The organism is Kitasatospora sp. NPDC017646, from assembly GCF_044329365.1.
In the GTDB taxonomy this organism is placed as follows: Bacteria; Actinomycetota; Actinomycetes; order Streptomycetales; family Streptomycetaceae; genus Kitasatospora.
On record NZ_JBIRJC010000028.1, the window covers coordinates 70,893 to 89,332 of the forward strand.

The following is an 18,440-nucleotide window of genomic DNA, read 5'->3' on the forward strand; positions in this document are numbered from 1 at the left end:
GAGGGGGCTCCGATGACAGCCACGATCCCGGAGACCACCTCCGCCTCCCCGGAGGAGAAGCAGAAGAAGCGCCGCCGCGGCCGCCCCACCCGGGCGGCCGCGCCGCGGCGCTGGCGGCACGTCGTCCCGACCGTCCTGCAGATGGAGTCGGTCGAGTGCGGCGCCGCCAGCCTCGCCATGATCCTCGCCTACCACGGCCGTTGGGTCCCGCTGGAGGACCTGCGCGGCGTCTGCGGCGTGTCCCGCGACGGCGCCCGCGCCTCCACCCTGCTGAACGCCGCCCGCACCTACGGGCTCACGGCCCGCGGCTATCAGACCGAGGCCGAGAAGCTCCGCGACCTCGACGGCCCGGTGATCATCTTCTGGGCGTTCCAGCACTTCATGGTGGTCGAGGGCGTCCGCACCCGGTACGGCCGCACCGTCGTCGCCGTCAACGACCCCGCCAGCGGCCCCCGGCTGATGGAGTGGGACGAGTTCGACTCCGGCTTCACCGGCATCGTCCTCTCCTTCGAGAAGGGCCCCGGCTTCGAGCCCGGCGGCGACAAGGGCGGCATCGGCCGCGCCCTGCTGGAGCGCCGGCTGCCCACCGGGCGCGCCATGCCGCTGGTTCTGCTCGCCAGCCTGCTGCTGGTGCTGCCCGGCATCGCGGTCCCCGCGTACACCCGGGTGTTCATCGACCGGGTCCTGGCCGGCAGCGGGAGCGGGTACCTCCTCCCGCTGCTGGCGGCCATGACCGCGACCGCCGTGGTCGTCTTCGTCCTGACCTCCGTCCAGCGGCACTACCTGCTGCGGATCGAGATCCGGATGGGGCTGGTCAGCTCCGCCCGGTTCTTCCGGCACCTGCTGCGGCTGCCGGTCGACTTCTTCCTCCAGCGCCGCCCGGCCGAGGTCGCCAAGCGGGTGTCCGGCAACGACGTGGTCGCCGAGATCCTCTCCCGCGACCTCGCGCTCACCGTGATCAACCTCGGACTGGTGCTGTTCTACGCGGCCGTGCTGATCCGCTACGACATCCTGCTCGGCGTGGTCGGCGTCGGCATGGCGCTGCTCAACGTGGTCGTGCTGCAGGCCGTCGCCCGGGCCCGCACCGACGCGGTCGCCGCGCTGCGCACCGACCGCGGCAACCTCACCGCGACCACCTTCACCACGCTGTCCCTGATCGAGACCGTCAAGGCCACCGGCGCCGAGCAGGACGCCTTCGGCCGCTGGGCCGGCTTCCTGGCCAAGGTCGTCACCGCCAAGCAGAAGCTGGGCATCCCCAGCGCCGTGCTCACCGTGGTGCCGCCGATGCTGGCCGCGCTGAACAGCGGACTGATCCTGCTGGTCGGCGGCCAGCGGGTGGTGGACGGCGCGATGAGCGTCGGCATCCTGGTCTCCTTCCAGACACTGCTGGCCGCGCTCAGCCGCCCCGTCACCCAGCTCACCAACCTGGGCGGCCGGCTGCAGGACGTCACCGCGGACATCAAGCGGCTGTACGACGTCGAGCGCTACCCGGTGGCCGCCGCCTTCGCCAGGCCCGAGCCGCCGGCCGGGCCCAAGCTGGACGGCACCCTGGAGTTCGAGGACGTCCGCTTCGGCTACAGCCCGCTCTCCGAGCCGATCATCAAGGACCTCAGCCTGACCGTCGTCCCCGGCCGCCGGGTCGCCGTGGTCGGCGGCTCCGGCAGCGGCAAGTCCACCCTGGGCCGGTTGCTCACCGGCCTCTACACCCCGTGGTCCGGCCGGGTCCTGCTGGACGGGCGGCCGCGCGAGGAGATCTCCCGCACCGTGCTGGCCTCCTCGCTCGCCTACGTCGACCAGGACATCTCGCTGTTCGAGGGCACCGTCCGGGACAACCTGACGCTCTGGAACGACGACGTCCCGGACGAGGCCGTCACCGCCGCGCTGCGCGACGCCGCCGTCTTCGACACCGTGATGACCCGCCCCGGCGGCATCCACAGCCCGGTCCTGGAGGGCGGCCGCAACTTCAGCGGCGGCCAGCGCCAACGCCTGGAGCTGGCGCGGGCGTTGGCCAGCGAGCCGACCCTGCTGGTGCTGGACGAGGCGACCAGCGCGCTCGACCCGGAGACCGAGCGGGTGATCATGGACAACCTGCGCCGCCGCGGCTGCGCCTGCCTGATCATCGCGCACCGGCTCTCCACCGTCCGCGACGCCGACGAGATCATCGTGCTCCACGAGGGCTCGATCGTCGAACGCGGCACCCACGACGAGCTGTTGGCGCTCGGCGGGCACTACACCGCGCTCATCGAGTCCGCGCGCCGCGAGGAGGAGGACGAACTGTGACCGCCGCCGTGGAAGTCTTCTCCCCGCTCCTCACCGAGGCGGCCGAGCCCTCGGGTGAGCGCTACCTCGTGCTCGACGACCCGGGGCGGATGCTGCTGGTCCGCTCCGGTGCCGTCGACCTGTTCGCCGTCCACCTCGACTCCGGTACGCCCCAGGGCCGTTGGCACTTCCTCTGCCGGATCGAGGCGGGCACCCTGGTGCCCGGCACGGCGGCCATCGGGGCGCGCCGCGGCATCGTCGCCCGGCCGGTGCTCGGCGCCGAGCTGTCCTACCTCGCCACCTCCCGCGTCGCGGGGCTGACCGGCGCCGGTTCCGGCGGCACCTGCGGCGCCGCCGACCAGTTCCTCGCCGGGCTGGCCCGCGGCCTCACCGCGCTGGCCGGCGCGCTGCGCGACACCCTCCCGCCGCGCGAGTTCGTCCCGCTCGACCCCGCCGAGCCGACCGTCCTCAAGAAGGGCCAGGCGCTGCGCTCGGTGGACGGCCTCCAGTGGGTGCTGGTCGAGGAGGGAGCCGTCGAGGCGCCCGAGGGCGAGGACGGCGAACTCACCGGAGGCGCCGAGGTGTTGCTGACCGAACGGGACTGGCTGGTCGCGACCGGCCCGGCCACCGTACGGGCCCGCTCCCCGCGCGAACTCCTCGACCGGGGCGGCCTGTGGGAGCGCCTCGCCGCCCACTGCGGGCGGCTGCTGGACGCCGTCGACCGCCGGATCGAGGCCCGCCGCACCGCCGAGACCGCGCTGATCGCCACCCGTCGGCAACGCGACGCCGGCACCCTCGCCGACTCCGCCCGCGGCTTCGAGACCATCCTGCGCGACACCGCCTCCCGGCTGCGGATCGGCGACGCCACCGGCGACGAACCGACCCTGGCCGCCGCCCGGCTGGTCGCCGCGCACCAGGGCTTCACCGTCACCGCCCCGGTGGCCGGCAGCGGCCACGACCGCCGGCTCGACCGGCTCCAGGCGATCGCCCTGGCCTCGCACGTCCGCACCCGCTCCGTCCGGCTGGACGGCAAGTGGTGGCAGAACGACCTCGGCGCGATGGTCGGCTACCGCAAGGCCGGCGCCCCGGTCGCGCTGCTCCCGCTGGGCAACGGCTACGTGCTGGCCGAGGCCGGCAAGGTCACCCCGCTGACCGCGAAGCTCGCCGCCGAACTGCAGAACAAGGCCACGGTGCTGTACCGGCCGCTGCCCGCGGCCGTGCGCACCGTCGGCGGGCTGCTCCGTTTCGGCCTGCGCAACAACCGGCAGGACCTGTGGATGTTCACCGGCATGGCCGCCCTGGTCGCGCTGATCGGCCTGCTCGTCCCGGTGATGACCGGTGAGGTGCTCGGCACCTTCGTCGCCCACGCCCAGCGCAACCTGATCACCGAGGGCGCGCTCGTGGTGATCGGCTCCGCGATGGCGGTGGCCGCGCTGTCCATCGTGCAGAACATCGCGGTGCTGCGGATCGAGAGCCGCTCCACCGCCGCGATGCAGGTCGGCGTCTGGACCAGGCTGCTGTCCCTGCCCGCGCCGTTCTTCGCCAACTACTCCACCGGCGAGCTCGGCACCACGGTGCTCGGCGTCAGCGCCGCCCAGGAGACCCTCTCCGGGATGATGACCACGGCGACCCTCGGGCTGCTGACCGGCCTCGCCAACCTGGTGCTGGTGTACTTCTACGACCTGCGGCTGGCCGGGCTGGCCACCCTGCTGGTGCTGGTCGGCGTCGGGGTGGGCCTGGCCGCCGGGCGGCTGGAGGTCCGCTGGCAGCGCCGGCTCTACGCCCACGAGCAGGCGATGTCCGCCCGGGTCTTCCAACTGCTCACCGCCGTCCCCAAGCTGCGCGTCACCGCGGCCGAGGACCGGGTGTTCGGGGTGTGGGCCGCGGAACTCGGCAAGGGTCGCGGCCTGGCCGCTTCCTCGCGCCGGGTGCAGAACGCCGTCACCACCTTCAACGCCGGTTTTCCGCTGGTGTGTTCGGTGGTCATCTTCGGCGTCATCGCCGGGCCGCTGGACGGCGACGTGCCGATCCCGGTCTTCCTCTCCTTCTTCACCGCCTTCAACCTGCTGATCGCCTCCAGCCTCCAGTTCACCTCGGCGGCCGTCACCGCGATGGGCGTCGTGCCGATGCTGGAACGGCTGCGGCCGATCCTGGAGGAGAAGCCCGAGGTCGACGACACCAAGGCCGATCCCGGGGACCTCTCCGGACGCCTCGGTCTCAGCCACGTCACCTTCCGCTACGGCGAGGACGGCCCCGCCGCGCTCCAGGACGTCACGCTCAGCATCGAGCCCGGCGAGTTCGTCGCGATCGTCGGGCCGTCCGGCAGCGGCAAGTCCACCGTGCTGCGGCTGCTGCTCGGCTTCGAACGCCCCGAGAGCGGCACGGTGCTGTACGACGGACAGGACCTCGGCGAGCTGGAGGTCTCCGCCGTCCGCCGCCAGTGCGGGGTGGTCCTCCAGCACGGCGCGCTGCTCGCCGGGGACATCAAGGCCAACATCGTCGGCTCCACCAACCACACCCTCGACGACGCCTGGGCCGCCGCCGAGATGGCCGGCATCGACAAGGACATCGCGGCCATGCCCATGGGCATGAACACCGTGCTCTCCGAGGGCACCAGCACCCTCAGCGGCGGCCAGCGGCAACGCCTGATGATCGCCCGCGCGCTCGTCTCCCGACCCCGCATCGTGTTCTTCGACGAGGCGACCAGCGCCCTGGACAACCCCACCCAGCGCCTCGTCACCGAATCCACCCGCCGGCTCAACGCGACCCGGGTGGTCATCGCCCACCGGCTGTCGACGGTGGCCGAAGCCGACCGGATCATCGTGATGGACCAGGGCCGGGTGGTCCAGCAGGGCCGCTACGAAGAACTGTTGGCCGACCGGAACGGACTGTTCGCCCGGCTGGCGCACCGGCAGATGTAGTCGGTGGACGGGTAGACGGAAGAAGAGAGAACGATGGAATTCACCCTGCTCATTCACGGCGACGAGCGGGTCTGGAACGGACTGAGCGAGGCCGAACAGGCCGAACTCGACGCCGCCCACGCGCGGTTCGGGCGCGCGCTGCACGAGGCCGGGGTCACCGTCCGCTACGGCGGCGGGCTGCGGCGCAGTTGCAGCGCCCGCCTGGTGGTGCCCGGCGGCGGCGCCGACGCACCGGTCTCCGACGGACCGTACCGGGAGGGGCACGAACACCTCGGCGGGTTGTGGGTCATCGACGTCGCGGACGAGGCGGAGGCCGTGTCGTGGGCGCGCTGGATGCCCGCGGCCCCGGGCGACCTCGTCGAGGTCCGGCCGGTGCGGGTGACCTGAGCACGGCGATACATGAAGGCCCCCGTCCTGGGAAGACGGGGGCCATCATGAGTTGGGTCAAGTCTCGCATCGGATAGTGCAATTGACTCGCCAACATCGTCGCCGCACCTCTTGCCGGGCTCATGACAGTCCGCAACTCTGTACTGCCACCCCTCAACGGCCACCCCCAACGGCCGGGCTGGCGCGTGCACCTCCTGCTCGCCCCCAACGAAGGAGCCGACATGCGCAAATTCATGATCCGCCTCGCCACCCTCGCGGCAGCCGCCACCACCCTCGCCGCCCCCGCGGCACCGACCACCGCGGCGGCCGCCCAGAGCCTGGCGTTCCGCCCCCTCGCGTACAACACCAACGGCTACAACTGGGGCGGCTACGCCGCCACCGGCAGCGGCTTCACCTCGGTCTCGGCCTCCTGGACCGAACCGGACGCGGTCTGCAACTCCACCAACGACCTCTACGCCCCCTGGGTCGGCATCGACGGGTACGGCTCGTCCTCCGTGGAACAGACCGGCGTCGCGACCGACTGCTCCAGCGGCAGCCCGGTGAACCAGGCCTGGTACGAGATGTACCCGGCGAACCCGGTCTACCTGAGCCTCAGCTCCTACCCGGTCTCGGCCGGCGACCACATCAGCGCCTCGGTGACCTACGCCGGGAGCAACCGTTACACCCTCAAGCTCACCGACTCCTCGCAGGGCTGGACCTACACCACGACCAAGTCCGTCTCCGCACAACGGACCAGCGCCGAGGTCATCATCGAGTCGCCGACCGGCTCCTACCCCGACTTCGGCACACTGAGCTTCACCTCGGCGACGGTCAACGGCAAGTCCCTCGGGTCCTTCAGCCCGGTCGCCCTCGACCCCAGCGCCAACGGCACCTACGAGGCCCGCACCAGCGCCCTCGGCTCCAGCGGCACCAGCTTCACCGACACCTTCCTGGCGGAATAGCCATCGTATCGAGGAGCAGGAAGTCGGCCGGGCCGACTTCCTGCTCCTCTTCTACGGTTCCCGAGCTGCGGAAACGTGCGCCACCGCTGCGGCGACGAGCGCGACGCACCCGCCGAGCAGCAGCACCGTCGACGGCGACGAGGCGTCGACGACCGCACCGCCGACCAGGGCACCGAGCGAGATGGTGGCCTGGAAGGAGGAGGTGAAGACGACGGTGGCCGCCTCCGGCGCGTGCGGGGCCGCGCGGATGAACCAGGTCTGGGCACAGACCGGGACGGCGCCGTAGGCGAGGCCCCACGCCGCGAACAGCAGCGCCGCGACCGGCCAGGTGGTCCCGAGGGCGGGCAGCAGCAGGACGGCGGCGGCGAGCAGGCCGATGGCGAGGGTGAAGGTGGCGCGCCGCCGGGCCGCCCAGACTCCGCCCGCGACGTTGCCGACGACGCCCGCGGCCCCGTACACCAGCAGCAGCGCAGTGACGGCGTCCGGGCCGGCCTGGGTGACGTCCTCCAGGAACGGGGTCACGTAGGTGTACGTGCCGAAGTGGGCACTCACCAGGAGGAGAGTCACCACCAGCCCGGCCCGGACCGCCCGCCTGCGCAACAGCCCCCGCAGGACGGCGAGCCCGGTCGCGGCCTCCGGCGGCAGCGGGGGCAGGGTCGCGGCGAGGGCGGCGAAGACAGCGAGGGTCAGCAGCGCCATGGCCCCGAAGGCCGCCCGCCACCCGGCCAGGTGGCCGAGCAGCACCCCGGCGGGCACGCCCAGGACCGACCCCAGCGGGACGGCCGAGAAGATCACCGTGTTGGCCCGGGCCTGCCGCTCCGCCCCCGCCACCAGACGCGGCGCGAGTCCGGCCCCGACCGACCAGAACCCGCCGATCACCACTCCGAGCACGACCCGGGCGGCGAGCACCGCCCAATAGCCGGGCGCGAGCGCACTGACGAGATCGGCCAGCGCGAGGGCCAACATGAGCCCGCACAGGACCCGGCGCCGGTCGGCCCGCCGAACGGCGACCGTGACAACCGGGGCGGCCACGGCCGCGACGATCCCCGGCAGGGTCATCATCAGCCCGGCGGTACCGTCCGAGATCCGGAAGGTGTCGCCGATCGGGGTGAGAAGGCCGATCGGCAGGATCTCGGTGGTCACGATGACGAAGATCCCCGTCATCACGGAGACCACGGCCGACCAGCTGCGCACCCGGCTGCGAGTGCCAACCGGCGATGGGAGAAGAGGAGTTGTGGGCACGCAACCAGTCCAACAGCGGTGCCGGGCCCCGGCTGGCGCGATTGCGACCTCAACGTCCGAAGCGTCCGGGGCCGCGAGGCGTGGGGTTCAGGTGGCATCCGGGGCGACGAGGTCGAGTTCGGCCCAGACGGTCTTCGCGTTGGGGTGGCGGGGGATGGTGCCCCAGCGGTCGCAGAGGGCGTCGATGAGGGTGAGACCGCGCCCGGACAGGGACTCCGACGGGCACAGAGAGTGCTCGTGCGAGTGCGGACAGCTTTTGTTCTGCGGCTGAATCACAGGGGGTTGGTCGCGATGAGTGCGGTGCGTAAGAGCGAGTCGGGCGAGGACATCCGGACGGAACTGCCGGAGGACCTGGGCGAGGTCTCGGACTTCTTCCGGGCGATCGGCAAGCAGATCAAGCTCCTACGGGAGCGGGCCGGACTGACACGGAAAGAGCTTGGCGAACTCGTCGGCTACGGCGAGCGATTGATCAGCTCGGTGGAGCGCGGAGTTCGCACCCTGCAGCCGGAGTTGAAATGATCGAGACGCGGGTCGCGGCGCGGATGGCGCGACAGGAGATCCTGACTCGATGGCCTCGCGGAATGTTCAGCTGGGTGATCGACGAGAGCGTGCTGCGCAGGCCACTCGGCGGGTGGGACGTGCACGCGGCTCAGTTGCGTCATCTCCTGGAGGTCGGACGGACTCGTGGCATGGTCGTCCAGGTACTGCCGTTGGACAGATCCGAACACGCCGGGATGGGCGGCCCGTTCATTCTGATCTCGCCCAAGGGGCGACCTCAGCACGCATACATCGAGGTGCAGACGAGCAGTAGGCTGATCTCCGACCCGGATGAAGTCCGGATCATGAACGCGCGCTACAACGTCCTCAGGGCACAGGCCTACAGTCCCGAGGAATCCCTGGCCTTGATCGAGAAGATCTTGGGAGAGCGATGAGCACTGAGCTGGCATGGTTCAAGAGCAGCTACAGCGGCAACGAGGGTGGCGCATGCGTCGAGGTCGCCGAGACGCCCGGTGTCATCCACGTGCGTGACTCCAAGGACAAGAGCGGCCCCCAGCTGGCCTTCGAGCCGGCCGCCTGGCAGGCCTTCGTAGCCTTCGCCGCCGCCACCGAGGCCTGACTCCGGTAGGTCCGAGATCTCGACGGCGAAGGCGAGTACGCGCGCATCCTGGCCGGGGGCAGCACCCAAGTGTTGCCCTTCGGCTGACACGAAAGCGGCCCATTCCCCGGACACGGGGGACGGGCCGCTTTCGTGCGTCTCAGGACAAGTGGGTGGCGATCAACTCCGCGCTGAGGTCGGGGCGTTCCAGGAGGGGGAGGTGGCCGGTCTCCTTCAGGGTCTCCAACTGGCAATCCGGGACGGTGGCACGTAGGAGTTCGGCGTTGCGGACGAAGGCGGGCATGTCTTCGTCGCCGAGGACGACCAGGGTGCGGGCGGTGATGCGGCGCAGGTCCTCGGCAGTGTGCTTGTGGGAGGTGAGGGCGTCCATGGCGCGGTTGCCGAGTTCGGCCCAGGTGTGGCGGGCGACGACCTCGCGGAGAGAGGCCCGCAGGGCGGGGTGGCGCTGGGTGCCGGTGAAGATGTCGGGCGGGGACTGCATCCAGAGGTCGGCCAGCTGCTCACCGGGCCCGACCATGCGGTAGAGCATCGAGAGCTGCTGGTAGCGGACCCTGGCGGAGTCCTCGTTGGGGGTGCCGGCGAGGGTGGGGGCGGCGATGACGAGGTTGTCGACCAGCCCCGGCTCCTGGATGGCGAGTTGGATGGCGGACATCGAGCCGAAGGACAGGGCGACCACCGACCTGGCGTCGGTTTCCTTCGCGACCTCGGCCAGCTGCCCGGCCAGGGCGGTGAGCGGCAGCCCCGGGGGGAGCGGGGCGGATCCGCCGTGGCCGGGCAGGTCGATGCCGATGTGGGTCCAGCCGGGGAGGCGGTCCCACAGGGGCTGCCAGGTGGTGGAGTCCATGGTGTAGCCGTGGATCCAGAGCACGGCAGGGCCGCTGCCCCGGCGGCGCAGGTGCAGGGCTTCAGGCATCAGTGCCTCCGGAGAAGTCGGCGCAGAACCGGCGGAAGGCGAGCACCGGTGCGTCCCGGGCGTCGTAGCGCGGGGTCATGGCGTGGTCGAGGTGTTCCCAGACCACCTTGTCCTCCGCCAGCGCCTTCTCGCTGCCGCTGAGCAGGGCGGGCAGCGCGGCCCGCTGGTGCTCGCGCACGCCGATGGCGACGCGGGCGGTGCAGCCGCCCTCGGCCGACGGCACCGAGCCGGTGACGATCACCTGTCGTTCCGACTCCGGGCCGAACTCGGTGACCACCACGTTCGGGCTGAACGCCTGGGCGTGGAAGCGCGGCTTGAAGTCCCACCGCACCCGGCCCGTACGAACCGCCTCCCAGCGGATCTCCTCCAGCCGGCGCGCGTCCTGCCAGGGCGAGGCCTGCATCAGGAACTGGCCCTCGATGACCAGCTCGCCGTGCTCGCCGATGCGCGTGGCCATCCCCTGGTTGCCGGGCACGCCGTGCACGGCCTTGAAGTGGTCGGGGTCGAAGGCGTTCTCCACCACGTACTCGGACGGCACGTCGACCGGCAGGCCGACGGCCGCGACCAGCGGGTAGTCCATCTCCCAGCCCTTGAGGGACTGCTCGAACCCGCGGTCGCCGTCCGGGTCGTCCGAGAGCCGGACGAACACCGCGTCGCCCCACTCCAGCACCCGGTGCTCGGCCACCGACCAGTGCTTGGACGGGTCCCCGAGCCCGATCCGCTTGCCGTGGAACGGGCAGACCACGCAGTCGCCCTCGCGCCGTCCGCCGTAGCCCAGGTGGGCGCCGCGGTGGGGGCAGGAGCCGTCGAGAACGCGGGTCCGCTCGCCCTCCCGGACGGCGATCAGGCGGCGCGGACCGATCGCCAACGGAGTGATCTCGTCAACCAGTTCGGATCGGAAGGCCAGCAGGTACCAGCCGTGGTGCACGGTCATCGGACTCACGTTCATCGAAGTGCCTTGAGGACTTGTTCGGCGGCCCGCTCGCCGCTGGCCAGGGCGCCCTGCACCCAGGGCAGTTGCTCGCCCGCGACGGTCGCCTCGCCGGCGAAGAAGAGCGTGTCGTCCACGGGTTCGGCCCACCGGCGGGCGGCGTCCTCCCGCCCTGCCCGGGGTGCGGTGAACGCCCCTCGGGCGTACGGGTCCTGTCCCCAGTCCGCGACCACGACCTCCAGCACGGCCGCACCGGCCGTCCAGGGCAGTGCGGTGGCCAGCAGGGCGGACAGCGCCGTACCGGTGCCGGCCGCCCGCAGGGAGGCAGCGGCGTCGGCCTTGGCGACCACCAGCACCTCGGGCCGTCCGGCGGCGCAGCGGGTGAACCCGGTCGAGCCGTCGACGTCGAACACGATCACGGTGTCGGGCGCGGGCCGGTCCAGGGTGATCACCACGCAGCAGCCGTCCCCGGCGGGCAGGTCAGTGGCGGCAGCCGCCTTCCACGCGGGCAACCCCGGGATCAGCACGGCCGGCGGGACGGTGAGCACAGCGGCGCGGGCGGAGGCCGTCCCGGCGTCGGTCCGTACGGTGACCCGCCCCGGCTCGTACACCAGCTCCCGGACGGGCTCCCCGAGCCGCAGCCGTCCGTCCAGGCCTTCCGCGAGCCGCTCGGGCAGCCGGGCGAAGCCACCCTCGACGGCGAACTCGCCCTCCCCGACGGTGTCCCCGCGGTGCGCCCGGGCGATGCCCGCGGCGCTCAGCTCCTCCGGATCGGCGGCCCAGTTCTGCCGGAACCATTCGAGAACGGCCGTCGACTCGGTGCCGGTGCTGCCGCACGCGCGCAGCCAGCTGGCGACGGACAGCCCGGTGACGCCGGGGCTGCGCTGGAGCACGGCCTCCAGCTGCCAGGGGGCGCGGCGGCCGGAGCTCAGCGCACCCATCTCCCGGGCGGTGCCGTCCTCGACGATCCGGGCGGTGACCCGGCGCGGTACGGCACGGGTGCGGCCGGGGCCGAGCAGCTCGTGCACCGGATTGCGGTCCCCGTGCACCACCTGGGCGCCGAGTTCCAGCGGCGGGCCGCCGTCGGCGGGCTGGAAGGTGCGGATGCGTCCGCCGACCCGCGCCCGGGCCTCGTACACCACGACGTGCAGACCCTCCCGGGACAGCAGCCGGGCGCAGTTCAGGCCGGACGCTCCGGCGCCGACCACGATCACATCAGCCATATCTGTCACATCAGTCACAGCGGTCACAGCGCACCCCCGAGGTCGACCGGGAGCGCCCGCAGCCGGCGTGGCACCAGGCACTGGTCCCAGTCCGGCGCGCCGTCCGGCCCGCGCAGCGCCGGGAAGCGCCGGACCAGCCGGGGCAGCAGCAGGGCGGCGGTCTGGCGGACCAGCGGGGCGGCCAGGCAGAAGTGCGGGCCGCCGCCGAAGCCGAGGTGCGGGTTGGGACTGCGGCCGAGCCGCAGCTCCTCGGGGTCGGCGAAGACGGACGGGTCGCGGTTGGCGGCGGTGAGCACCGCGAGCACCCGGGCGCCGGGCGGCAGTGCGCCTCCGCTCAGCTCGACCCGGTCGGTGGTGACCCGGGCGGTGAAGGGGATCGGTGCCTCCAGCCGCAGCAGCTCGTCGACGGCGAGGCGGGCGAGGTCCTCGTCGGCCCCCGCCAGGGAGGACACCGCCGCCCGATCGGGCAGCAGCAGGTGCAGGGCGTTGCCGATGAACTCGGCGAGCGGCTGCCAGCCGCCGATGACGGCCAGACTCAGGATGCCGAGCATCTCGGCGCGGCTCAGCCGGTCGTCGGCGGCCAGGGCGGCCAGCGGCACGTCTGTGCGGCCCGCGACCGAAGCGGCGTGCCCGTCCAGGTAGTGGGTCAACGCCCCGGCGGCGCTGCGCCCGAGGGCGGCGCGGGCCGGGGGCACCATCGGGTCGAGGTTGACGGACGCGGCCCGGGCGAGCGCCTCGAAGCGCTTCGAATCCCCTGGGGGCAGCCCGAACAGCCGCGCGTACACGGCGGTGGCGAGCGGTCGGCCGATCTCCGCCACCGCGTCGACCCGGCCGCCCACCGGCAGCCGGTCGAGCAGCGCGTCCACGTCCTCCAGCAGACCGGCGGAGAGGGACCGTACGGCCGCCGGCCCCAGGAGCAGTGCCCCCGGGGCCCGGAGCCGGTGGTGGTCCGGCGGGTCGGCGGTGAGCATGGACGGCGGCAGGGCGTCGTCGCGGGCGCGTTCCCGCTGGCCCTGGGCGGCGGAGAAGCGCGGGTCGCGCAGGACCGTCGCGCAGTCGCCGTGGCCGGTGACCAGCCAGAGCCGGGACACGGCGTCGTAGTGGACCGGGTCGTTGGCCCGGAGCCACCGGTACGCCGGGTGCGGGTTCGCCCGCCCGGCGGGGGCGAACGGGTGGATCAGGTGCTCCGGCAGGCGCACCGGCGCCGTCGTCATGGGTCCGGCTCCTTGTAGATCAGCGGACCCGGGGTCCGCGCCAGCGGAAGGAGAAGGCGGTCAGTACCAGGCCGGCCAGCGACCAGGCGACGAGCACCATCGCGATGTGCCCCAGCTCCCAGTTCCCGGCCGGTTCCACGGCCTTGAAGGACTCCGGCAGGAAGACCGAGCGGAAGCCCTGGGCCATCCACTTGACCGGGAAGAACGCGGCCACCGTCTGCATCCAGGCGGGCAGTTGGCCGAACGGGAAGAACACGCCGGAGATGAACTGCAGCACCATGAACACCGGGGTGACGATCGCCGCCGCCGACCGGCTGTTGGGGATCAGCGCCGAGTAGGCGGCGCCGGCCATCGCGCAGGCGACGGTGCCGAGCGCGAGGTCCCAGCCGAGGGTGAACCAGCGCTCGGGGGTGCTGGGCAGCGGCAGCCCGAACAGGGCCAGGGCGATGCCGATCAGCAGCACCGCTTCCAGCGCGGTGGTGACGATGACCCGCACCAGCTTGCCGACGAAGTACGCCGACTTGGGCATCGGGGTCATCGCGAGCCGGCGCACCGTGCCGGTGTCCCGCTCGATCGCGATGTTGATGGCCAGGCCGGAGAAGGCGGTGCTCATCACACCGGCGGCGATGATGCCGGCCATGAACACCTGCTTGAGGTCGGTGTCGGTGCCGGCCACCTTCCCGGAGAAGATCGAGCCGAAGACGACCAGCAGGATCACCGGGAACATCAGGGTGAAGACCAGCGACTGCTTGTTGCGGAAGAACGCCCGCAGCTCCACCTTGGAGCGGGCCGCGCCGGCCCGCCAGATGCCGGGCATCCGGCCGGTGCGCCGGGGCGCTTCGGCGGTGCGGACGGTGGGAGCGGAGGGTTGGGTGAGGGTCATCGGGTGCCCGCCTCGGTGATCAGCTGGGTGGTGTCGGCGCCGCGGTCGGTGCCGTTGACGTTCTCCCTGATGAGATCGAGGTACACGTCCTCCAACGTCGGCCGGTGCACCCGCAGTTCGGGCAGCTCGGCGACACCCGCCTGCTGTGCCCACGGGACCAGCGCCGCGAGCAGCGCGGTCGGGGCGTGGGTGCCGATCCTGAGCACGCCGCCCGCGCCCACCGGGGCCGGTTCGGCCCCGGGTGGCAACGACGGCAGCGTGCGGCCGGCCAGCTCCGGCGGAATCCGGAAGGAGACCGTGGTCGGAGTCTGCGAACGGCCGCCGAACTCGGCCAGCGGCCCGCACTGGACCACCCGGCCGGCGACGATCACCGCGGCGCGCTGGCACAGCGCCTCGGCCTCGTCGAGGTAGTGCGTGGTGAGCACGGTGGTGCGACCGCGCTCGGAGAAGTAGCGGACCAGGTCCCAGGCCTCCCGGCGAGCCACCGGGTCCAACCCGGTGGTGGGTTCGTCGAGGAAGATCAGGTCCGGATCACCGACGATGCCCACCGCGACGTCGAGCCGCCGGGCCTGCCCCCCGGAGAGGTCGGTGCTCTGCTTCTTCTCGTGCTTGCCCAGTCCGACCATGTCGATGACCTGGCCGACCGGGAGCGGATTCGGGTAGAACGCCGCGAAGTGCTCGACCACCTCACGGACCGTCAGGTCCGAGTAGGCGCCGGTGGTCTGCGGAACGACCCCGATCCTGGCGCGCCACTCGCGCCGGTCCTCGGCTGGGTCACAGCCGAGGACCCGCACGTCACCGCCGGTTCGCTGGCGGACACCCTCCAGGATTTCGACGGTCGTCGTCTTGCCCGCGCCGTTCGGCCCGAGCAGGGCGAAGACCTCACCCTGGTGGATGTCCAGATCCAGGCCCTGGACCGCGTGCCAGTCGCCGTAACTCTTGCGCAGGCCGCGGACTGAGACGGGGTGCTCCCCGACGGCAGTCGCCACTGTGGATCGCTCCTCTGTGGGGTGTTCAGGCCGACCTGACACTCAGGTCGACCGGCCGGGCGCCTTGCCCGGCGGGCGGGTTTCCCGGCTCGATCAGGTGCAGCAGCAGCACGGGCAGCAGCAGGAGTTGCCACCGGCCGCGATGTCCGACAGGTCGCCCTCGCTCAGCTCGGCGGTGTCGATCTGCGGGGTCTCCGGGATGTGGAACTCGTAACGGCCGGTCGCCAGACCGATCTCGTACAGCTCCACCTGCACCTCGAGGTTGCCCTCCTGCTCGCCCTCGGCGGCAGTCTGGACGATGACGATCTCCGCGTCGGCCGGGAGCTCCAGGCCGGCCTCGGCGAGGGCGGCGCGGGCGTCGGTACGCAGGCGGGCCGCGTACTCCTCGCTCGACCAGGCGCTGATCAGGGCGCGGGTGTAGCCGTTGACGAACTCGGCCCGCTTCCTCTGGTCCAAAGCCATGAGAATTTTCCTTTTCTCTGGTTACCGGATTGCCGGCGGCCCTCGGCGCTCGGTGCCGAACACGTGGTGCCGAACACGTGGTGCTGGGCACTCGGTGCTTCGCACTTCCTGCTTCCCGGCGCCGCCGACAAATGAAGAATGACACGGCCGCAATTGGCCGCCAAGACCTCACTTCCGGCGCCGGGACTAAGTATTGAGCACATGCGGCGGGTGCGGTAGATTTCAGCCGTCACGCACCCATGAATACGCATAGGAATACGTATCGGAATACGCATCCGAATGCGTACCGGGAAATGCGTACGTACGCATTCGGGAGCCGCGTACGTATTCCGGAAGTCCCGGGTGAGCATCGAGAGGAAACACGGGGGTGGTCCGCACCGTGCCTACGCACACCGTCCCGCCAGGCCCTGCCGACGACGTCGACATGGCGCTGATGAGGGAGTCGCCGCTCGACTTCATCACCGGCCTGGCCCGCACCTACGGCGACGTCACCCGGCACCGGGCCGACGGCGACACCGTCTACCTGCTCAACCGCCCCGAGTACGCCAGGCACGTCCTGAAGGACAACGGCGCCAACTACACCAAGGAGGGCACCCCGGACGACGCCATGCTGCGCCCGCTGCTCGGCAACGGGCTGCTGACCAGCAACGGCGCCGACTGGGCCCGCCAACGGCACCTCACCGCACCGGCGTTCCGGCCCAGCGCCGTCCGCACCTTCGACACCATCGTCACCGACGCCACCGCCGGGATGCTGGAGCGCTGGCGGCCCTCCGTCGAGGCCGGCACCCCGCTGGAGGTGGACCAGCACCTCACCGCGCTCACCCTGGGCATCCTCACCCACGCCATCCTCGGCGCCGACATCGACGGCATCGGCGAGGGCTTCGGCCGCGCGGTGGACGCCGTCAACCGCTGCATCGGCCACTACGTACCGACCCCCGACCCGGACCCGGCCGACACCGCCCGCCGGTACGCGGACTTCGGCCGCGCCCGGGTGTTCCTCAACACCGTCACCCGCACCCTGATCGCCTCCCGCCGCGCGGGCGGCGGCAGCACCGCGGGAGCGGGCGGCGACCTGCTGGACACCATGATGTCCAGCCACCACCTGGTATCCGACGAGGACCTGCGCGACCAGGTGCTGACCATCGTGATGGCCGGCCACGAGACCACCGCCAAGTCCCTGACCTGGACGCTCTACCTGCTCGACCGCCACCCCGAGGAGCTGGCCAAGGTCCGCGAGGAGGTCGACCGCGTCCTCGGCGGCCGCCCGCCGACCGCCGCCGACCTCCAGGACCTCCCGGCCTGCCGCCGGGCGATCCAGGAGGCGATGCGGCTCTACCCGCCGGTCTGGCTGATCTCCCGTCGGGCCGCCGGGCCCGACGTCATCGGCGGGTACGACGTCGAACCCGGCACCCTGGTGTGCGTCAGCCAGTGGGTGCTGCACCGCCACCCCGAGTACTGGGCCGAGCCGGACGCGTACCGCCCGGACCGCTTCGACGGCGCCGAACTGCGCAGCCACCTCTACCTGCCGTTCGGCGGCGGGGACCGGATCTGCGTCGGGCAGCACTTCGCGATGCTGGAGGCCGTCCTGGTGCTCGCCTCCCTGCTCCAGTCGGTCCGGCTGGAACTGGTCGAGGGCTTCCCGGTCGAACCCGAGGCCCTGGTCACCCTCCGCCCCAAGCACGGCATGACGATGATCGCGAGGCCCCGATGACCGCCCCCGTCCGCCCTGTGGAGGGACGCCCCGTGGGGGGTTCGTACGATCCCGCCCGCACCACCGGCGGCGGCCTGGGCGCCGAACTCGACCGGCTGGAGGCACAGGCCGCGCTCTCCTTCCCCGAGGAGCTGCGCATCCTGCGCGAGGTGGGCCTGCCCGCCAGCGGCACCGTGCTCGAACTCGGCGCCGGCCCCGGCGCGGTGACCCGGCGGCTGCGCGTCGCGCTGCCCGCCGACACCGCCCTGATCGCCGCCGACATCGACGGCGAGCTGCTCGCCCACGCGGCCGGCCCCGGGGTGACCCTGCTGGTCGCCGACGGCGCCGAACTGCCGCTGCCGGACGCGAGCGTGGACTTCGTGCTGCTGCGCTACGTCCTCCAGCACGTCCCCGATCCGGTCGCGGTGCTCGCCGAGGTCCGCCGGGTGCTGCGCCCGGGCGGCCGGGTCGCCGTCACCGAGGTGGACTCCGCGCTGTGGGGCGCGGCCGAGCCCTCGTACCCCGAACTGGCGGGCGTGCACGCCAAGATGGCCGCCGCCCAGCGCGCCGACGGCGGCGACCGCTCGATCGGGCGTCGGCTCCCCCGGCTGCTGCGCGCGGCCGGCTTCGAGCAGCCGGTGCTGCGCCCGTTCGCCACCACCAACGACGACCACCCCACCGACGCCTTCGCCCCCCAGCTCGGCCCGCAGCGCCTGGAGCCGCTGGTGGCCCGGGGCGTCCTCTCACTGGCCGAACTCGCCCTCGCCGCGGACCGCTGGAACCGCTTCCGGTCGGACCCCGACGCCTGGGTGATGCTGCTCGGCCTCACCGCCGCCGCGACCGCACCCGCGGGCCGCGGACCGCAGGAAACCGCCTGATCCACCACCCCTCCCGGACACCGGAAAGGAACACCTCCATGCACCCCAAGGTGAAGATCTTCATCACCATCTTCTGCTACATCAGCGCCGTCGCCGGCCTGGTCACCGCCGTGATGGACGCCAGCCAGAAGCCCGCCGACACCACCTCCGCGGTGGTCGCCGGCGTGCTCGGGGTGGCCTTCCTGCTGGGCGGCCTGGCGCTGACCCGGAAGCCGCGCTACTGACGGTGGTGTCGACGCCGGGCGGCTTAGCAGCAGCACAACGGGTCGGGGGGTGAGGCCTGAAGCCTCACCCCCCGACCCGTTCCGGGTTGCGCCCGTCCTATACCCGCCCCAGCGCGATGCTGAACACCCACACCCCCGCCCCCCCGGCCGGGGGGCCGGCAGGTAC

At 72.3% G+C, this 18,440-nt stretch carries 19 protein-coding genes; 10 read left to right on the plus strand and 9 right to left on the minus strand.

The genetic code is table 11. The features are described 5' to 3' along the window. The first annotated feature begins 12 nt into the window (after nt 1-12). The 4 genes from ACH4J0_RS31575 (at nt 13) to ACH4J0_RS31590 (ending at nt 6,508) form a co-directional block, all read left to right on the plus strand. Nucleotides 13-2,280, plus strand: coding sequence for an NHLP family bacteriocin export ABC transporter peptidase/permease/ATPase subunit (locus ACH4J0_RS31575; protein WP_396244224.1), 2,268 nt, complete (start codon nt 13-15; stop codon nt 2,278-2,280). Next, the gene (locus ACH4J0_RS31580; RefSeq protein WP_396244226.1) at nt 2,277-5,180 is read left to right on the plus strand and encodes an NHLP bacteriocin export ABC transporter permease/ATPase subunit; all 2,904 of its coding nucleotides are present in this window, start codon (nt 2,277-2,279) and stop codon (nt 5,178-5,180) included. The genes ACH4J0_RS31575 and ACH4J0_RS31580 overlap by 4 nt, the downstream gene beginning before the upstream one ends. 33 nt (nt 5,181-5,213) lie before the next feature. Then, nucleotides 5,214-5,567, plus strand: coding sequence for a YciI family protein (locus ACH4J0_RS31585; RefSeq protein ID WP_396244228.1), 354 nt, complete (start codon nt 5,214-5,216; stop codon nt 5,565-5,567). A gap of 221 nt (nt 5,568-5,788) precedes the next feature. Next, entirely contained in the window at nt 5,789-6,508 is a 720-nt protein-coding gene (locus ACH4J0_RS31590; RefSeq protein ID WP_396244229.1) for a G1 family glutamic endopeptidase, read from the plus strand. A gap of 51 nt (nt 6,509-6,559) precedes the next feature. On the opposite strand, the gene ACH4J0_RS31595 is transcribed toward ACH4J0_RS31590, so the two are convergent. Further along, complete coding sequence (locus tag ACH4J0_RS31595) at nt 6,560-7,702, minus strand: MFS transporter (protein WP_396244231.1); 1,143 nt, start codon at nt 7,700-7,702, stop codon at nt 6,560-6,562. Between the two features lie 135 nt (nt 7,703-7,837). After that, the gene (locus ACH4J0_RS31600) at nt 7,838-8,026 is read right to left on the minus strand and encodes a hypothetical protein (protein ID WP_396244232.1); all 189 of its coding nucleotides are present in this window, start codon (nt 8,024-8,026) and stop codon (nt 7,838-7,840) included. Nucleotides 8,027-8,041: 15 nt separating this feature from the next. Here ACH4J0_RS31600 and ACH4J0_RS31605 point away from each other — a divergent pair, with 15 nt between their 5' ends. From ACH4J0_RS31605 to ACH4J0_RS31615, 3 genes are read left to right on the plus strand one after another with little or no spacing between them, the layout of a single operon-like run. Beyond that, on the plus strand, nt 8,042-8,269 hold the full coding sequence (locus ACH4J0_RS31605) for a multiprotein-bridging factor 1 family protein (protein ID WP_396244233.1): 228 nt from the start codon (nt 8,042-8,044) through the stop codon (nt 8,267-8,269). After that, the gene (locus ACH4J0_RS31610) at nt 8,266-8,682 is read left to right on the plus strand and encodes a DUF5753 domain-containing protein (protein WP_396244235.1); all 417 of its coding nucleotides are present in this window, start codon (nt 8,266-8,268) and stop codon (nt 8,680-8,682) included. Before ACH4J0_RS31605 ends, ACH4J0_RS31610 begins: the two co-directional genes overlap by 4 nt. Continuing rightward, the gene (locus ACH4J0_RS31615; protein WP_359795496.1) at nt 8,679-8,867 is read left to right on the plus strand and encodes a DUF397 domain-containing protein; all 189 of its coding nucleotides are present in this window, start codon (nt 8,679-8,681) and stop codon (nt 8,865-8,867) included. Before ACH4J0_RS31610 ends, ACH4J0_RS31615 begins: the two co-directional genes overlap by 4 nt. Before the next feature lie 139 nt (nt 8,868-9,006). Here the strand turns inward: ACH4J0_RS31615 and ACH4J0_RS31620 are convergent, their stop codons facing one another. From ACH4J0_RS31620 to ACH4J0_RS31650, 7 genes are all read right to left on the minus strand, one after another. Continuing rightward, the gene (locus ACH4J0_RS31620) at nt 9,007-9,780 is read right to left on the minus strand and encodes an alpha/beta fold hydrolase (RefSeq protein WP_396244237.1); all 774 of its coding nucleotides are present in this window, start codon (nt 9,778-9,780) and stop codon (nt 9,007-9,009) included. After that, nucleotides 9,773-10,714, minus strand: coding sequence for a Rieske 2Fe-2S domain-containing protein (locus ACH4J0_RS31625; RefSeq protein WP_396244238.1), 942 nt, complete (start codon nt 10,712-10,714; stop codon nt 9,773-9,775). Before ACH4J0_RS31625 ends, ACH4J0_RS31620 begins: the two co-directional genes overlap by 8 nt. 11 nt (nt 10,715-10,725) lie before the next feature. Continuing rightward, nucleotides 10,726-11,934: a flavin monoamine oxidase family protein gene (locus tag ACH4J0_RS31630; protein ID WP_396244239.1), complete on the minus strand. Its 1,209-nt coding sequence runs from the start codon at nt 11,932-11,934 to the stop codon at nt 10,726-10,728. A gap of 23 nt (nt 11,935-11,957) precedes the next feature. Next, complete coding sequence (locus tag ACH4J0_RS31635) at nt 11,958-13,148, minus strand: cytochrome P450 (protein WP_396244240.1); 1,191 nt, start codon at nt 13,146-13,148, stop codon at nt 11,958-11,960. Nucleotides 13,149-13,167: 19 nt separating this feature from the next. Further along, entirely contained in the window at nt 13,168-14,031 is an 864-nt protein-coding gene (locus tag ACH4J0_RS31640; RefSeq protein ID WP_396244241.1) for an ABC transporter permease, read from the minus strand. Beyond that, nucleotides 14,028-15,020 (minus strand): ABC transporter ATP-binding protein, encoded by a 993-nt coding sequence (locus tag ACH4J0_RS31645; RefSeq protein ID WP_396244243.1) that lies wholly within the window; start codon nt 15,018-15,020, stop codon nt 14,028-14,030. Before ACH4J0_RS31645 ends, ACH4J0_RS31640 begins: the two co-directional genes overlap by 4 nt. A 93-nt stretch (nt 15,021-15,113) precedes the next feature. Then, nucleotides 15,114-15,482, minus strand: coding sequence for a hypothetical protein (locus ACH4J0_RS31650; RefSeq protein WP_223886012.1), 369 nt, complete (start codon nt 15,480-15,482; stop codon nt 15,114-15,116). Between the two features lie 379 nt (nt 15,483-15,861). On the opposite strand from ACH4J0_RS31650, the gene ACH4J0_RS31655 reads away from it, so the two are divergent. Genes ACH4J0_RS31655 through ACH4J0_RS31665 form a run of 3 tightly spaced genes read left to right on the plus strand, consistent with a single transcriptional unit; the run spans nt 15,862 to nt 18,274 of the window. Then, nucleotides 15,862-17,193, plus strand: a complete 1,332-nt coding sequence (locus tag ACH4J0_RS31655; RefSeq protein WP_396244244.1) for a cytochrome P450 — start codon at nt 15,862-15,864, stop codon at nt 17,191-17,193. A 32-nt stretch (nt 17,194-17,225) separates the two neighbouring features. Continuing rightward, the gene (locus tag ACH4J0_RS31660) at nt 17,226-18,050 is read left to right on the plus strand and encodes a class I SAM-dependent methyltransferase (RefSeq protein ID WP_396244246.1); all 825 of its coding nucleotides are present in this window, start codon (nt 17,226-17,228) and stop codon (nt 18,048-18,050) included. A 38-nt stretch (nt 18,051-18,088) separates the two neighbouring features. Further along, nucleotides 18,089-18,274: a hypothetical protein gene (locus tag ACH4J0_RS31665; RefSeq protein WP_030289436.1), complete on the plus strand. Its 186-nt coding sequence runs from the start codon at nt 18,089-18,091 to the stop codon at nt 18,272-18,274. Nucleotides 18,275-18,440: the final 166 nt, after the last annotated feature.